This is a genomic window from Sulfitobacter sp. (assembly GCF_041552635.1).
Lineage (GTDB): Bacteria > Pseudomonadota > Alphaproteobacteria > Rhodobacterales > Rhodobacteraceae > Sulfitobacter.
Genome location: NZ_JBFEKM010000106.1, coordinates 1 through 14,843, shown reverse-complemented (window position 1 = coordinate 14,843; position 14,843 = coordinate 1). Strand labels below are relative to the sequence as shown.

Annotated in this window: 13 protein-coding genes, 1 tRNA gene and 1 other RNA gene; 2 read left to right on the top strand and 13 right to left on the bottom strand. The window is 57.2% G+C overall.

What is annotated here, in order from left to right; all coding sequences use genetic code 11:
- Window positions 1-418: 418 nt before the first annotated feature.
- The 13 genes from ABYT07_RS13225 to ABYT07_RS13165 all read right to left on the bottom strand — a co-directional run bounded on the left by ABYT07_RS13225 (window position 419) and on the right by ABYT07_RS13165 (window position 13,343).
- Window positions 419-508: transfer RNA gene (locus tag ABYT07_RS13225), tRNA-Ser, on the bottom strand.
- Window positions 509-578: 70 nt separating this feature from the next.
- Window positions 579-1,298 (bottom strand): alanyl-tRNA editing protein, encoded by a 720-nt coding sequence (locus ABYT07_RS13220; protein ID WP_372992288.1) that lies wholly within the window; start codon window positions 1,296-1,298, stop codon window positions 579-581.
- On the bottom strand, window positions 1,295-3,733 hold the full coding sequence (locus ABYT07_RS13215; RefSeq protein WP_372992285.1) for a DUF3772 domain-containing protein: 2,439 nt from the start codon (window positions 3,731-3,733) through the stop codon (window positions 1,295-1,297). Before ABYT07_RS13215 ends, ABYT07_RS13220 begins: the two co-directional genes overlap by 4 nt.
- The gene (locus ABYT07_RS13210; protein WP_372992283.1) at window positions 3,730-4,764 is read right to left on the bottom strand and encodes a cysteine synthase A; all 1,035 of its coding nucleotides are present in this window, start codon (window positions 4,762-4,764) and stop codon (window positions 3,730-3,732) included. The genes ABYT07_RS13215 and ABYT07_RS13210 overlap by 4 nt, the downstream gene beginning before the upstream one ends.
- Window positions 4,765-4,787: 23 nt before the next feature.
- Window positions 4,788-5,912, bottom strand: coding sequence for an NUDIX domain-containing protein (locus ABYT07_RS13205; protein WP_372992281.1), 1,125 nt, complete (start codon window positions 5,910-5,912; stop codon window positions 4,788-4,790).
- Between the two features lie 4 nt (window positions 5,913-5,916).
- Window positions 5,917-6,357 carry a TrgA family protein gene (locus ABYT07_RS13200; protein WP_372992279.1) on the bottom strand — a complete coding sequence of 147 codons (441 nt, stop codon included), beginning with the start codon at window positions 6,355-6,357 and terminating at the stop codon, window positions 5,917-5,919.
- Window positions 6,358-6,387: 30 nt separating this feature from the next.
- Window positions 6,388-7,596: a class I SAM-dependent methyltransferase gene (locus tag ABYT07_RS13195; protein WP_372992277.1), complete on the bottom strand. Its 1,209-nt coding sequence runs from the start codon at window positions 7,594-7,596 to the stop codon at window positions 6,388-6,390.
- Window positions 7,597-7,665: 69 nt separating this feature from the next.
- Window positions 7,666-9,063, bottom strand: a complete 1,398-nt coding sequence (locus ABYT07_RS13190) for a deoxyribodipyrimidine photo-lyase (RefSeq protein ID WP_372992290.1) — start codon at window positions 9,061-9,063, stop codon at window positions 7,666-7,668.
- Between the two features lie 81 nt (window positions 9,064-9,144).
- Window positions 9,145-10,368, bottom strand: coding sequence for an aminotransferase class V-fold PLP-dependent enzyme (locus tag ABYT07_RS13185; RefSeq protein WP_372992276.1), 1,224 nt, complete (start codon window positions 10,366-10,368; stop codon window positions 9,145-9,147).
- A 117-nt stretch (window positions 10,369-10,485) separates the two neighbouring features.
- Window positions 10,486-11,478 (bottom strand): acryloyl-CoA reductase, encoded by a 993-nt coding sequence (acuI, locus tag ABYT07_RS13180; RefSeq protein ID WP_372992274.1) that lies wholly within the window; start codon window positions 11,476-11,478, stop codon window positions 10,486-10,488.
- A gap of 125 nt (window positions 11,479-11,603) precedes the next feature.
- A complete protein-coding gene (locus ABYT07_RS13175; protein WP_372992272.1) occupies window positions 11,604-12,113 on the bottom strand; it encodes a DinB family protein in 510 nt (169 codons plus the stop codon).
- Entirely contained in the window at window positions 12,110-12,805 is a 696-nt protein-coding gene (locus tag ABYT07_RS13170) for a DUF1326 domain-containing protein (RefSeq protein ID WP_372992270.1), read from the bottom strand. The genes ABYT07_RS13175 and ABYT07_RS13170 overlap by 4 nt, the downstream gene beginning before the upstream one ends.
- 1 nt (window position 12,806) lies before the next feature.
- Window positions 12,807-13,343 (bottom strand): DUF2182 domain-containing protein, encoded by a 537-nt coding sequence (locus tag ABYT07_RS13165; RefSeq protein WP_372992268.1) that lies wholly within the window; start codon window positions 13,341-13,343, stop codon window positions 12,807-12,809.
- Window positions 13,344-13,434: 91 nt separating this feature from the next.
- Between ABYT07_RS13165 and ABYT07_RS13160 the strand changes: the two genes are divergently transcribed.
- Together ABYT07_RS13160 and ssrA are read left to right on the top strand one after the other, a co-directional pair.
- Window positions 13,435-14,175 carry a FadR/GntR family transcriptional regulator gene (locus tag ABYT07_RS13160; protein WP_372992266.1) on the top strand — a complete coding sequence of 247 codons (741 nt, stop codon included), beginning with the start codon at window positions 13,435-13,437 and terminating at the stop codon, window positions 14,173-14,175.
- 48 nt (window positions 14,176-14,223) lie between these two features.
- Window positions 14,224-14,570, top strand: a transfer-messenger RNA (tmRNA) gene (gene ssrA / locus ABYT07_RS13155).
- Window positions 14,571-14,843: the final 273 nt, after the last annotated feature.

Below are 14,843 nucleotides of genomic sequence, written 5' to 3'. Positions count from 1 at the left end.
CCCGCGTGATGATCCCATAGGCTGTCATCGTGTCGACGTAGCCCGGTCGACCTACCCATTGCAGCGCTGTCATAATCGCCGCCGATCCAAGCGCCAGCCCGATGAAGTTTAGGCTTAGTGGTGCGCCCAGTGCGACGATCCGCCCCCATTTTCTGCACAACAAATGGGACAGCAGGGTCGCAGAGTATCGGTAACCGCTTCTTTGGTGTCGGTCAGGATCAGGACTTTGGATTCGTGTTTGCGAAAAAGTCGGTCGATAAATGACATTCAGCATTCCATACAGTGCGGTATCTATGCACCACACCCGCTCGATCACTGTGAGTCCCAAAAGAGCTATACATTTTGCTATACAAAACAAAATACAGGCGAAAAAATATTTCGCCTTATTTCAACAACTTATCAATATAATATGATATAATGGCGGACAGACAGGGATTCGAACCCTGGAGACGGTCTCCCGCCTACACACTTTCCAGGCGTGCGCCTTCGACCACTCGGCCACCTGTCCGTAAGCGGGTGTTTAGCGTGAGCAGCGGTCCGGGTGCAAGGGGTAAAACGCGTGAATTTCAACAAGCTGCCTAGCTGTCGAGATGTACATAGATCCGACGGTTATCTCTGCCCTTTTTCTCAATCTTACCAAGGCGCAAGGCCCCTATTTCACCCGTGCGTGCGATATGGGTACCGCCACAAGGTTGCAGGTCGATCCAGCTGGACTGATCCCCGATCTGGACCAAACGCACGCGTTCGACCGTCTTGGGCGGCTTGACGGCCATGGTTTTGATCATTTCCGGGGAGGCGGCAAGTTCGGCTTGGGTGATCCAACGGTCGCTGACCAGCAAATCAGCCGTGACGAAATTATTCAACGCGGCCTCGATGCCATCGCGATCGTCGGGCGCTTCGGGCATGTCGAAATCAAGCCGGCCCTGCCGCGCCGATATCTGCCCCCCCGTCACGCCAAAAGGCACCACGACCGAAAGCAGATGCAGCATCGTGTGGACGCGCATATGGCGGTGACGACGGTCCCAGTCGAGACTTTGCGTGAGGTGGGTGCCGATCGTGGGTAAAGACAACGGTTCGGCGGGCACCAGAACAATATCATCGCCCTGCCCCTTTACCGTTGTGGCAATCGGCATGCGCTGACCATCCCAGGTCAGCCAGCCGCTATCGCCCGGTTGCCCACCACCGGTTGGATAAAAAATAGACCCGTCCAGCACAATTCCACCTTCTTCGGTGATGCCGGTGACCCGTGCGGGTGCGTCGCGCAGATAGGTGTCCTCGAGGTAAAGCTGCCGGGTCATGCGGTCGATTCCGTCCCTTCGGGCACGTCGTTTTCAGTATGCTCCGGGGTCAGGTTATCCATCTTTTCAACAGTCAGGTTATCTGTGGTTTCTGTGGTTGGTGGCGATACAACAGGCCCCGGTCGCAGCGCTTCGGGATTGCGAAGCCAGATGTCGCGCTGCGCAAAGGGTACTTCGATGTTTTCTTCGGCGAAACGCGCAGCGATGGCATGGTTGATGTCACTTTTCACGTTCATCATCCAATTCACATCTCGCAAGAATGCACGGATTTCGAATTCAAGCGCATCTGCCCCGAAATTCAGAAACAACACGTTGGGCGCGGGATTTGCCAGCACCATGGGCTGGGCTTCGGCAATCTCGCGCAGGATCGCGTCGACCTTTTTGGTATCTGTGCCATAGGCCACGCCGACAGGCACCAACACGCGGCCCACGGTATTGCCGCGGGTAAAGTTGGTGACCGTCCCGCTGACCAGATCAGCGTTGGGCACGATCACATCCGTGCGGTCAAAGGTTTCGATCCGGGTTGAACGGACCGAGATGTCGCGCACATAGCCTGATTTGCCGCCGACTTCGATCCAGTCCCCTTCGGATATCGGGCGTTCAATCAGCAAAATGATGCCCGAGACAAAGTTGCTGACGATGTTCTGAAGGCCGAAACCGATACCAACCGACAGCGCCCCCGCGACAATCGCCAGCGAACTTAGATCAATGCCGGCCCCGGTGATTGCAGCCAGTGCCGCCAGAAAAATCCCGACATAGCCCAACCCTGACAGCAACGCATTTTGTCCGCCGATATCGATCTGGGTTTTTGGCAAGACATTGCTGCGCAATGTGCCTTGCAACAGACGCGTGATCAGATAGCCGATTGCAAAAATGATCGCAAAGGTCAGCAGGTTTGTGGGCGAAATACGGGTGTCGCCGACGGCAAAACCGCGCGCAAAGGCGGTCCAGATTTCGGTCAGATCGGCAACCCGTGCCCCCCAGATCAACGCAAGGGCTGGCATCGCACAAAGTAACAGGACCAGACCAAAGAACACCGGCATCAGCGCATCGCGCGCCGCAATCCCCTGCCCCGTGATGGCACCGTAAACATCTGCCGAAAACCGCTGCAACGCCATGACCAGACCCAAAATGACCAGCGTGGTGACATATGGCCCCAAAATAGCATCAGCGAGGTCTTGATAGCCAAAGGCGAACAGCACCGGAGAGAGCAGCGCCACAGCGATTGCACCCAGCCCCAGACTGCGCACAAACCGCGCATGGGTCGAACTGCGCGTCGGCAGATCGGGATCTTCGGCGTCGTCTTGGGCATCGGTATAGCTGCGCAAAATCTGACCGATGCGGAACAGCGCCACGCTGATCAGAAACGCAAAAGGGAATCCGACCACAGCGCGGGTCGCTGCCGATGGTGTGTCGAATGAAAGGACCTTCGAGGTGACAATCGATACGATCATCACCAAAGTGATGCCGCTGACATAGAAACGCGCTTTGCGGCGCTGATCTTCTGGCAGCAACAACAAGGCCTCTTCGTCGTCACGCGAAAAGACCCGTTCGGACACCCAGCGAAAGCCTAAAGTCAAGACCCCGATCAACGGCAGCAGACCAATGACTTCGGTACTGCGTACGCCCAGATAGCCGGTCTTGCGCGCTGCAATCACCAGCAAGAATACACCGCCCAGGGGTAGAAAAATCCGCAAAAGCGACACAATAAAGCGCCAGATCCCCAATCCGCGCGCCTTGTGGCGGCGCAGGCTGTTGACGATCATCAACGCCCAGCGACGCCCGCGAAACAGCAGCAACAGTCCCAGTATCGTCGTGAAAACAACCAATGGCAGATTTGAACGCAGCTCGTCCATCTGCTGTTGGTTACCAACCGCGCCCCGGTCGATCCAGATGGCGGCAAAGGATTGGTCCAGCTCGCGAAATGCAGGGGCCCAGTGAACCGGATTTAACGGCGACGGCGTGGAGCTGAGCAGTTTTTCGGTTTGCCGATCGCGGATGATCTGATCGATCTCGCGGATCAACCCGTCAGCACGGGCATAATCCCGTTCAGCAATCTGTACCGGTGCCAGCAAAGCATTCAACTGTTGGGTCAGATCTTCGCGGGTCTTGGCGACCTCCGGTGCTTCGGGGTCGGCATTTTCGCCTTCGGGGGCCGGGGTCAGGGCAGTAATCTGCTGGCGCAGCGTCGCGATACGTTCGGCATTTACACCCCGCGCCGCGTCGAATTCGGAGCGGAAATCCGCGATCCGCTTGCGCAGGTTTTCCAAAACCTCGTCGGTACCGGTACCTTCGTCCACCACAGCCTCGGCGCGGGTGGCGACGTTTTCCCACACCTCAACGTTTGGGGTGGCATCGCCTTGGGCGACCAACGGCGCGGCCAAAAACAGAGCCAGAAACAGCCCGGCACATACGGCCCTGAACTGACGGATCATTGGTCCTCGAACACGCCTGGGATCGACATCGGTGCGCGTTCCAGCCAACTTGGCGTTGGCAGACCTTTTTCGCGCAGGAAATCGGGGTTGAACAACTTGGACTGATAGCGCGTGCCGAAATCGCACAAGATGGTCACGATGGTATGACCCGGACCCATTTCACGGGCCAAGTGGATCGCACCGGCCACGTTCACGCCAGACGACGCGCCAAGGCACAGACCTTCGTGTTGCAGCAGATCAAAGACAATCGGCAGCGCTTCGGCATCAGGGATATTATAGCTGAAATCGGGCGTGAACCCTTCGAGGTTCTTGGTGATCCGCACCTGCCCGATGCCTTCGGCAATGGAACCGCCTTCGGCAACAAGCTCTCCGGTGGTGTAATAGCTGTGCAAGGCCGCGCCATCGGGGTCCGCCAAGGCGATTTTCACGCCCTTGGGTTGCAGCGCCATGCCGATCCCGGCAAGCGTCCCACCCGACCCTACGGCACAGCAGAATCCGTCGACCTTGCCATCGGTTTGTTCCCAAATTTCGGGGCCGGTGGTTTCGATATGGGCCTGACGGTTGGCAACATTGTCAAACTGGTTGGCCCAGATCACGCCTTCATTGGTTGTGCGCGCAAGCTCGTTCGCGAGGCGTTCGGAATAGCGCACAAAGTTGTTGGGGTTGCGGTACGGTGCGGCAGGCACCTGCACCAGTTCCGCCCCTGCAAGGCGCAGCATGTCTTTCTTCTCTTGGCTTTGGGTCTCGGGAATGACGATGACGGTCTTGAACCCCATCGACGCACCGACCAACGCCAGCCCGATGCCAGTATTGCCCGCCGTGCCTTCGACGATGGTGCCGCCGGGTTTCAACGTGCCCTTGGCAATCGCGTCGCGGATGATGAACAGCGCCGCACGGTCCTTGACCGACTGGCCGGGGTTCATGAATTCGGCTTTGCCATAAATATCGCAGCCGGTTTCCTCGCTCGCCTTGCGCAGACGGATAAGAGGTGTGTTACCGATGGCCTGCGCCAGATCAGATGCGACGTGCATGGGGTGCTCCTAAATCAAGTTCCCTATGGTGTAGCGAGCGGCGCGCGCAATCTCAAGCGGTCGCGGTGTCGTGCAAGCCAATAGGCGGCAATTACCAAGGGGGAATTGGCGGCTTGCAGCGTATCAACCATATCCATCAGCGCCTCAAACGACAGCAGGTGTGACCGGATGTCTTCGTCTTCGGTGTCAAGGCCGCCGACGCCAGTGACCTTGTCCGGCAAATCGGCTATCCCGACATAGATGTAGAAAAATTCGGTTGAACATCCCGGGGATGCATAAACTTCGGCCACCTTTTCAAGTGCTTGTAGGTCGATGTTGGCTTCTTCTTTGCTTTCGCGGTGGGCCGTCTGTTCCGGCGTTTCGCCCGGATCGACCCGCCCGGCGATGGGTTCAAACTGCCAAAGTGCACGATCCCCGCGCGCCACCGGCCCCATGCGCATCTGTTCCACCAGAAGCACCCGGTCGCGCAACGGATCATAGGGCAACACCAATGCCGCATCCGAGGCCAGAAATACCGCACGTACCAGCGTATCGGACATCGCGCCGTCAAAGCGTTGATGGCTAAGGTGATATTCATTCAACGCAAAGTAATTCGTGTAAACGCGGTCAATGCGGTCGATGTCCACTTTGCCGTGCAAGGTCCCCTGCCCCTGCTGCGACTGCGCCGCATTCACCATCGCGGCGGCGCGCATCCGGATCATCGGGAACATCCCGGCCACCTGATCAACCGAATATTTACCCAGATAATCCATGACCTCTTGCGCGGCAAAACAGCTTAGCGCTGCCCAATCTGCCTGCCACTGCGGCAAGGACCATGGGCCTTTGGTGGTCCAAAGCCCCTCTTGCGGGAAATAGACCTGCGCCACTTCCCCGCTTTGCAGCGTCACATCGCGCAGATCATATGCAAAGCTGCCTTCGTAGAAATCAAGTCGTTCAATGTCTTGGGGGCTAAGCCCTTTGACAAGCACACCTTCAGCCAAGCCACCGGGCTGGGGAACGATGCACGGAAAAGGCCCTTCGGTAACGACAAGAACCGCATGGTCGGGCAACAGGTCCGGCACCACATCAATATCACCCGCCGGACGGCCAAGGACGATCTCAAGCAGCGGGACATGCCGCAGCGTTCCGTAGAAAAACAGGGATGTCATGAATTCAAGGCCAATTCTTTTTGGCGCGATTGGTGATGATGCCGCTGATGGCACCCCCAACGACAATCGTGAGTGCAATCGGTACGGTGGCCATGATCAGGATATATTCACTGCCAAATTCGATCACGGCAATAAATGCCTCGCCTAGACCATCATATTTTTTGCGCAGGGAATGTTTCAGCATTTCAAGCACGGCTTGCGTGAACACCCCCCATAAGACCAGCACAATCGCGCCCGTCAGCCCGTTGCTGATCCCCATCTTGATGCCGCCCCCAGCCCGCGGGCCCATCACCCCCCAGCCCGTAAGCGCACCAATCGCCATGTTGACCGGCACAAAATACCCAAGCTGGATGGTTTCAGGCAGCAGCGGAATAATCATCTGCGACAACACAAAAGCAAGAACCGCCAGACAAATGGCAGCGATCAACTTTGCACCGGTCGGCATCAAGACGCTCCTTGGATCAGATGTCGCCCCTTAAGCGGGACGCGTCACCGTAATCTGTGTCACATCGCAATTGCCACTGTCAAAGGTTGAGGCACAGGAGGTTAGATAGAAATTCCACATTCTCTTGAACCGTTCGTCAAAACCCATCGCGGCGATCTCTTCCCACTTTTCATTGAAAGTCTCGTGCCAGCGGCGCAACGTCAGGTCATAGCTTTCGCCGAATTCAATCGATTTGACGACCGCAAGACCGGCCTTTTCGACCTGTTCGCGCAAGACAGCAGGGCTGGCCAGCATGCCACCGGGAAAGATGTATTTCTGAATGAAATCAACGCCGCGCTTGTAAACCTTCCAGCGCCGGTCTGGCACTGTTATGATCTGCAACGTCGCCGATTTGCCGGGCTTGAGGCGGTCGCGTACGGTATTGAAATAGGAAGGCCAATACTTTTCGCCCACGGCTTCGAACATCTCGATGCTGGCGATGCCGTCATAGACGCCCGTTTCATCACGGTAATCTTGCAGCTTGAACGTCACCATATCGGAAAGTCCCGCTTTTTCAATGCGTTCCTTGGCGTAGTTAAACTGCTCTTTGCTGATGGTCAGGCATGTTACCTTTAGCCCGCGTTCTTTTGCGGCATATTCGGCAAAGCCACCCCAACCACAACCGATTTCAAGCACGTGATCGCCGGCAACAACGCCCATCTGATCGACCATCGACGCATATTTCGCCGTTTGTGCAGATTCCAGCGATTGCTGTGCGCCGTCCTCGAACAGGGCACTTGAGTAGGTCATCGTATCATCCAACCACAATTTGTAGAAATCATTCCCCAAATCATAGTGATAGCTGATATTTTTAAGTGCTTGTTTCTTGCTGTTGCTTTGCAGCCAGAAACGCAGCGATTCATATTTGCGGATCAACCCCATGCCGGGGAATGAATCGTATATATCCTCGTTTGCGTGGGCCACATCCATAAAGGCTTGCAGGTCAGGTGTGCTCCACCATTCGTCAAGATAGGCGTCGCTAAAGCCCAGATCGCCTTCGCGGATCAGACGCGCAAACAGGTCGTCGTTGTGAATATTCAATTCGGCCACGGGGACAGGGTTTTTACCCGTCGCCCGAAAGCGCCGCCCGTCGGGCAGTACAAAGTCGACCTGCCCGTTTTCCATTGCCTGGGCCGTCGCAAACACCCGCGCAAAATATCTGGGCAGGCCTTTTTGGCCTTCGGTTGTGGTCAAAATCATGCGGACTCCTGTGCGCGAATTTTTGTCGCGAATATGAACGTTATGGTGTGTAGCCACGTGTCACAAAGGTTAAAAGTTTCGGTTCTTGTAGTTTTCCAGCGCCCGTTCGCGGCCTGCATCCAGTGCAACTATTCTATCGGGATAATCGTCACTTGCCGACAGGTTCCAGCGCTGCGGGATCGCGTCAAAAAAGCGCAAGGCATCCGCGTGCTGGTTCGCGCGCCCTTCGGCGATCCACCGGCTGGTATAGTCGCGGTTTTTATCGAATTTATCAAGTTGCGTCGCCGGATTGAACACCCGAAAATAGGGCGTCGCATCGGGACCAGATCCTGCCGCCCACTGCCACCCCATGGCGTTGCTGGCGGGATCCCAGTCTATCAGACAGTCTTCGAACCATTTCTGGCCAATGCGCCAATGGCACATCAGGTGTTTGGTCAGATAGCTGGCCACAATCATGCGGCCCCGGTTGTGCATCCGCCCCGTCACGTAAAGTTCGCGCATGGCAGCGTCTACAAACGGTTCACCAGTGCGACCCTGCTTCCACGCTTTCACCTCGGCACGGCGTTCGTCTTCGTTCCACGGAAAGGCGTCCCAGTCTTCGCGCCAGTTGCCCGTCAGGATACGCGGCGTGTGATGCATCAGATGGTATGCGAACTCGCGCCAAACCAGCTCCTTCAGAAACGTCTCGGCCCCCGGTTTGCCATCATGAAGGGCGCGTTGGCCCGCGTGCCAACACTGGTGCGGGCTAATTTCCCCAAGGGCAAGGTTTTCCGACAGGTTTGACGTGCCATCCACCCCCGGCAAATCTCGGTTGGCCTTATAGTCGGCAACACCATGCGCCATGAACGCACCCAAACGCGATTGCGCGGTCTTTTCACCCAACTGCACAAAGGGGCGTACAATATCTGCACCACGGTTCATCGCAGCGCTCAAATTCCAACCCGCCAGATCATCGCTGCGCGGCCATGCCTTTGGTGCCTCAAGGGGCGAAGGCGCTGGCAGCGGCGCATCGACGCCGGTATTTTTCACCGCATTCCAGAATGGCGTATACACTTTGTAGTACCCGCCAGCCTTTGTTTCGACGGTCCATGGTTCAAACATCAGGTGCCCGCCAAAGGACCGTGCATCAATGCCCGCCTCTTTCAGCGCCTCCTTGATATCGGCATCCCGCGCGGTGCTGTTCGGATCATACAGGCGCGACCAGTAGACCGCCCCTGCGCCTGTCTCTTTGATCAGCTCTTGCAATACCTCAAGGGCAGCCCCTTTGCGCAGGATCAGGCGGCTCGATTTTTCATGCAAAGCATCGTCAAACGCGCCGATGTCAAGGCCCAGCCGCCATTTAGGGGCTGCCGCCAGCCCTGCCACGGCATCATCATAGATGTACACCGGAATCACCGGTCGGCCTGTTTGCGCAGCCGCGCTTAGCGCAGCATGATCGGTCAGCCGTAGGTCACGACGGAACCACATAAGGATCGCAGATGTCTCTGGCACTGTTCACTTCTCGTTAGGATCCGGCTGGATGTAGCGCTACGGCATTGACTTCAAGGGCTAAAGTACGTCGTCCAACGCATTAAGAAGCTGATCGACCTCGGCCTTGGTGGTGTAATGCGTAAAACTTAGCCGTAATACGCCGTCATTGGGGTCAATGCCCATTCCTTTCAGCGCTCGACCAGCATAGAAATCACCGCCGCCTGCCATGATGCCGCGCCGGGCCAATTGCGCTGCAACCGGTTCTGCCGGGCGGTTCAGCGCGACGGCGACAGTGGGCGCGCGGTTATGTGCTGTCGACGGCCCGAGCAGCCGCACTGAATTTCGCGCGCTCAGCGCATCCAGCAGCGGTTGCAGCAGCGATACCTCGTGGGCGCGCATCAGATCATGCACAGCTTTGCCGCGCGCTGCCGGTTTCGCATCGTCTTTGAGGTGATGCGCATAAAGCGCGTCGACGTAATCAGCCATCCCCGCACAGGCGGCCACTTGCGCATGATCGGGACCGGCAGGGGTGAACCGTTTGTACAGGGTGCACCCGTTGAAATGATGCCCCTGATTGGGCAGAGATTCCGCCAAATGCCGCCGCAAAACCATCAAGCCTTGATGCGGTCCATAGGTTTTATAGGCTGAAAACAGATAGATGTCCGGTCCCAAGGCCCCCACATCCGGAAATCCATGCGGCGCATATGACACCCCGTCAACACAGACAAATGCACCCGCAGCATGAGCCAGCGCCGTGATCTTGGCCACAGGATTGATTTCACCAACAACGTTCGAGCAATGCGGAAAACACACCAGCCGCACCTTATCGTCCAACAAATCTTCTAGCGCGGCGATCTCAAGCCGCCCTGACGCGGAATCAATGCGCCATTCGCGTACGTCAATATCGCGCTCGATCAGCCGCCGCCACGGCCCTGTATTGGCTTCGTGATCTTGGTTGGTGACAATGATCGCATCGCCCGGTTTCAGTTTCTGGCCAAAGGCCTGCGCCAGAACATAGGTGTTTTGTGTGGTCGATGGCCCGAATGACAGCTCGTCAGCGTCTACGCCAAGTATCGCGGCCATGCGCCTGCGCGCCGCGTCCATCTCGGCACCGCCTAGCTGGCTGGCAGGATACGGCGCATAGGGTTGCACCTTTCGCTGGGTATAGAACCGGGTCAGCCGATCAATGACAGCCCCGCAGGTATAAGAACCGCCAGCGTTCTCGAAAAACGCTTGGCCGCGCAAACTGGGTTCGGCAAAGGCGGGGAATTGGTCGCGGACAAAATCAATATCTAGGTGCATTATCAGATCCTTTGAAAATCAACCTGACCGTCGGACCAGTTGACGCGGACGTCAAGTGGCGAAAACCGGCGCAACTCTCATCACGCCGGTTTCAGGTTTTAAAGCGCAGCCACCGTATCAGGCGTTTACATCAACAACCACGCGGCCACGCACTTGGCCTTTCAGGATGTCTTTTCCAAGCTGCGGTAAATCCTTGAGGGTCGCAGGCACGACCATGTCCTCAAGCTTGGCCATCGGCAGGTCCTTTGCCACACGTTCCCAGGCACGCAACCGGTTGTCATAGGGCTGCATCACTGAATCGATCCCCAACAGGTTCACGCCGCGCAACAAGAACGGGATGACCGTCGCAGGCAGACCGGCACCGCCCGCCAGACCAACAGCAGAAACCGAAGCGCCGTATTTCATCTGGCCCAAAACCCGCGCCAGCATCTCGCCGCCGACGGCATCAATGCAGCCTGCCCAGGTTTCCCCTTCAAGCGGACGCTTGACGGTTTCATTGATCTCTTCGCGCGCCACGATCTGGCTGGCCCCAAGCGATTTGAGATAGTCAGCGGTCTCGGGCCGCCCCGTCACACCGGCAACCTCGTGCCCCAACGCGGCCAGAATGGCGACCGCCACCGACCCGACACCGCCCGCGGCACCCGTGACCAACACAGGTCCATGACCCACCTTCAGCCCGTGATCCTCGAGCGCCATCACAGCCAGCATTGCCGTGAAACCCGCCGTGCCAACAGCCATCGCCTGACGCGTATCCAGCCCCTCTGGCAGCGGCACCAGCCAGTCTGCCTTGACCCGTGCCTTTTGCGAATACCCGCCCCAATGCGCCTCGCCAACGCGCCAGCCGGTCAAAACGACCTTGTCGCCGGGCTTGTAGCGATCATCATCCGACGCCTCGACCGTGCCTGCAAAATCGATGCCGGGAATATGCGGGTACTTGCGCACCAAACCGCCCCCCGGCCCAATGCACAAGCCATCCTTATAGTTCACTGTCGAATATTCGACCGCAACCGTCACATCGCCCGCAGGCAATTGATCCAGATCGATCTGCGTCACCGCAGCAGCGGTCTTGCCGCTCTCTTCATCCTTGGTCACCATCAACGCATTAAACATAGTCTCTCCTATCCGGGTGCCGACTGGCACCTCTTCATTTTGCTAAATAAACTTCGGGGAGCCCGAGGGGCTGGCCTCTCGGTCCCCAACCCCTCGGCACCGCGCATACTCTTCCCATGTACTATTCATACAGTTTCGGGCATGTAAGCGATATCACTCACCGGGGCCTTTTGCCCCGCCGCAGTCATCATGGCGTGGATTTGCCCCCGATGGTGGGTTTGATGGTTGAACAACTGCAGGATGGCGATCCCCATTGGCAAGGTATAGGCAGCCCCGCCGCTTGCCGGGACACAGTGCAGATCGCCCAGCAGATCCAGTTCGCGTATCGCGTCTGCCCAATACCTGATTTTGCCATCCACACGGTGTCGGTCCGCCGCCCATGCGCGTGCATCCTTGTGCAGTCTGGGCCATTTGGCAAACGCTTCAAAGGGCGGCTCCGTCGACGGATCAAACCGCGACAGCCACAGCATATCAGCGCATAGCAAATGGTTTGCCGTCCCAAGGATCGACCCGAAGAATGCGCCGCGATCCTTGCCCAGCTCGGCATCGGGCATGTCCAGCAACAGCGACATCAGTTGGTCATTCTGCCAGCTGTTGTAGCGCGCCATTGTCCGAACATAGCCGACATTTATCATGCGTTGGGCCCCTGCCATTCAATTGGGCAGATCTCGGCCGATTTGCCGCCAAACTCCCAAACCCGACCATAGTCGCGCACCTTCGATTTCAGACCCCGCGTAGCGATGATATCCGGCCCCATCCAGTATTTTGAATTCGAGATCATCACCGGATGATCCGGCGATTTACCTGCAATCATCTCGATCTCTTCGGCGATCTTGCGGCCAATCTGGATCGACTGTTTGTTGCCGTCCCGAATGATCTTTACCGGCGCACGTTCGGCCCCGATGATTTCCGACACCAGCATGGTAAACAGCCCCGCAGCGCCCGAGAAAATTGGCAACAGACCGTGATAGGCTTTGCCGCTGGTGTTCTCGTCGACATAGGCCGCGACCTTCCAGTTGCCTTCGCCCATGCGGCCGGGGATATCGATCAACAGCCCGACGTTCAGGCCCGACAGGTCCTCGCCTTCGTAATCGCCTTCGTCGATGACAATGGCCATCCACGCGTGACAATGCCCTTCGGCGGGCGGATGCGCGCCAAGGCTGACCACGCAGGGGCAGAAGATCTCGCACGAGCAGTTGAGGAACAATTCGCCCTTGATCTGCCAGTTGGTGGTCGTCGCTTCGCGGCGTTTGAGGTTCGGTATCCGCAGGTCGATGCGCTGGCTGATCGGCAAACGATCTGCGTCGGCTCTTTTGTTGATCGCCATCTTATCCTCCTGAATACAAGGGCAAGCCTGCCACAACGCATGCGCCAAGGATCAGCAAAACACCCATTGGTTCTGTCACTTTATGCACGATCTGAGGCAGTCTTTCGAGTACCAAAAACAGCGTAGCCAGCCCAATCCAAGCCAAATTCATCACGCCACCCGAAAAGCCAAGCGCCACAAAGCCCCAGCAACAGGCCACGCAAAACGTGCCAAGGCTCAACAGCACGCCAAACCACCCTGCCCGCGTGCCATTAGCGCTGATCATCAGGTCTTCGTAACTGCGCAAGGTCGGAATCATTGTGGGCAACATCATTGCGGCCATCATCGCGGCCCACATCACCGCCAAGGGGCCGAAACTGGCCATCGGCATATACGTGTCCATGCGCGGGTCCATGCCGCGCATCATCTGGCCCATGGCATCGGGACGGCCCAGCAGATCAAGCCCCATGCCGGTGCTCATCACATACATCATCACCCACGCCGCAAAGATCAGACCGAAAAAACCAAGCCAAAGCGCAGAACTGATGACGGGTGCCATGTGACGCGATCCTCCCTGATGTGCGCGACTCGGTGCTTGAAAAAGTAATGTCAGACATTTAAGCTTTTTCCAAATATTAAATGTAAGACATATGAAACCCAACCGCGTTCCCTCTGTCGATCTGTCGGCCCAGATTGCTGCGAATATCCGCGATGCCATCGTCAGCGGTGCATTGATCGTGGACGAACGCCTGCCCTCCGAGGCCGAGCTGGCTGTGAAATTCGATGTGTCCCGCGCGACGGTCCGCGAAGCGTTGAAACGGCTGGCGGCACAATCGTTGATCCGCACGCAGCGCGGGGCCACAGGCGGTGCATTCGTCAACCGCATCAGCTTTGAGGCCGCACAAGCCCAGCAGATCACAACGTCGACCTTGCTTTTGTCGATGAACGACGTGAGCTTCGGGACCGCCTGCGAGGCACGCTATGCCTTGGAACGTGCCTGCGCACCCCTGTCTGCCGAGCGCAGAAAAGAACATCATATCAACGTGATGCGCGACGAGATTGAACGTCAAGGTGAGCCGGAGTTGACAGATGAGGCCTTTTGCGCCTCGGACGTGGCCTTTCACCGTGCGTTGGTAGAGGGCGCTGGAAATCCCGTGCTGTCGTATCATCTGGCAGGCGCGGTCGAAGCGATGCAGCCGCTGATGAACATGATCACCTTCAGCGCCAGATCACGCGAAGCGATCATCGCGTTGCATCGAACGATTACTGACGCCATCGAGGGTGGTGATGGCCCAGCAGCAAGCGCCGGTCTGACGGCCCTTGAGGCTGAAACCCAAAGCCTTGCCCGACGGATCTTTGCTCAGCGCGGTGCCCCCCAAAAGGAGCGTTAAGCGCCTGCACGGGATTTATCGCGGTCATGGGGATGTTTCCGCTCAAAGGTCCTTGCAAACCACGCAGAGCTTCCTATGTTACACCTGTCCTTAGGGACTATGGGTATAAACGCGCATGTAATAAGCGGTTCGGACCCGGGGGCGGTACCCGGCGACTCCACCAATATTCCGTCATTTGCGGATCATGGGGTCGAAACAGGATCGACGAACGTCTAAAGATGTAGCTTTATCTCGGCTGACTGCCACCGTTATCGGCGTAAAATGTACAATTGCAAATGACAATCGTGCTCCAATGGCGATGGCCGCGTAAGCGACCGGAACTATTGAAACTTAAGTCCTTACGTTTAGCGACCTAAGGCGGGGTTCGCAGGTACCTGGCAACAGAAACCTGCACTTTTACCCCCTTATTAGAAGACATGTTTCTGGTGGCGTTCCAGAAGAGATTCTTTGCCTTCGGCGAGGATTTTTTACCATTTGGAAAATCAAGGAGGATGCTTGACGGGAGCTTGGCGCTTGTGTCACCTGATGCGCGTTGGGGTAGTCGCGAACGCCCCGTGAGGTTCCAGCCAGAAGTTCGCATGTTTCCGGTATGAAAGGATGCATGTCATGGCGGCGCTTGGCGAAATATTCCCTCAATCGCTTTTTTGCCTGATCGTATCCGCAAAGGT

What these genes read in the sequence shown, in the direction of transcription:
- ABYT07_RS13220 (WP_372992288.1), bottom strand. Translation starts at nt 1,298, where the DNA reads ATGACCCGGCAGCTTTACCTCGAGGACACCTATCTGCGCGACGCACCC.
- ABYT07_RS13215 (WP_372992285.1), bottom strand. Translation starts at nt 3,733, where the DNA reads ATGATCCGTCAGTTCAGGGCCGTATGTGCCGGGCTGTTTCTGGCTCTG.
- ABYT07_RS13210 (WP_372992283.1), bottom strand. Translation starts at nt 4,764, where the DNA reads ATGCACGTCGCATCTGATCTGGCGCAGGCCATCGGTAACACACCTCTT.
- ABYT07_RS13205 (WP_372992281.1), bottom strand. Translation starts at nt 5,912, where the DNA reads ATGACATCCCTGTTTTTCTACGGAACGCTGCGGCATGTCCCGCTGCTT.
- ABYT07_RS13200 (WP_372992279.1), bottom strand. Translation starts at nt 6,357, where the DNA reads ATGCCGACCGGTGCAAAGTTGATCGCTGCCATTTGTCTGGCGGTTCTT.
- ABYT07_RS13195 (WP_372992277.1), bottom strand. Translation starts at nt 7,596, where the DNA reads ATGATTTTGACCACAACCGAAGGCCAAAAAGGCCTGCCCAGATATTTT.
- ABYT07_RS13190 (WP_372992290.1), bottom strand. Translation starts at nt 9,063, where the DNA reads ATGTGGTTCCGTCGTGACCTACGGCTGACCGATCATGCTGCGCTAAGC.
- ABYT07_RS13185 (WP_372992276.1), bottom strand. Translation starts at nt 10,368, where the DNA reads ATGCACCTAGATATTGATTTTGTCCGCGACCAATTCCCCGCCTTTGCC.
- acuI (WP_372992274.1), bottom strand. Translation starts at nt 11,478, where the DNA reads ATGTTTAATGCGTTGATGGTGACCAAGGATGAAGAGAGCGGCAAGACC.
- ABYT07_RS13175 (WP_372992272.1), bottom strand. Translation starts at nt 12,113, where the DNA reads ATGATAAATGTCGGCTATGTTCGGACAATGGCGCGCTACAACAGCTGG.
- ABYT07_RS13170 (WP_372992270.1), bottom strand. Translation starts at nt 12,805, where the DNA reads ATGGCGATCAACAAAAGAGCCGACGCAGATCGTTTGCCGATCAGCCAG.
- ABYT07_RS13165 (WP_372992268.1), bottom strand. Translation starts at nt 13,343, where the DNA reads ATGGCACCCGTCATCAGTTCTGCGCTTTGGCTTGGTTTTTTCGGTCTG.
- ABYT07_RS13160 (WP_372992266.1), top strand. Translation starts at nt 13,435, where the DNA reads ATGAAACCCAACCGCGTTCCCTCTGTCGATCTGTCGGCCCAGATTGCT.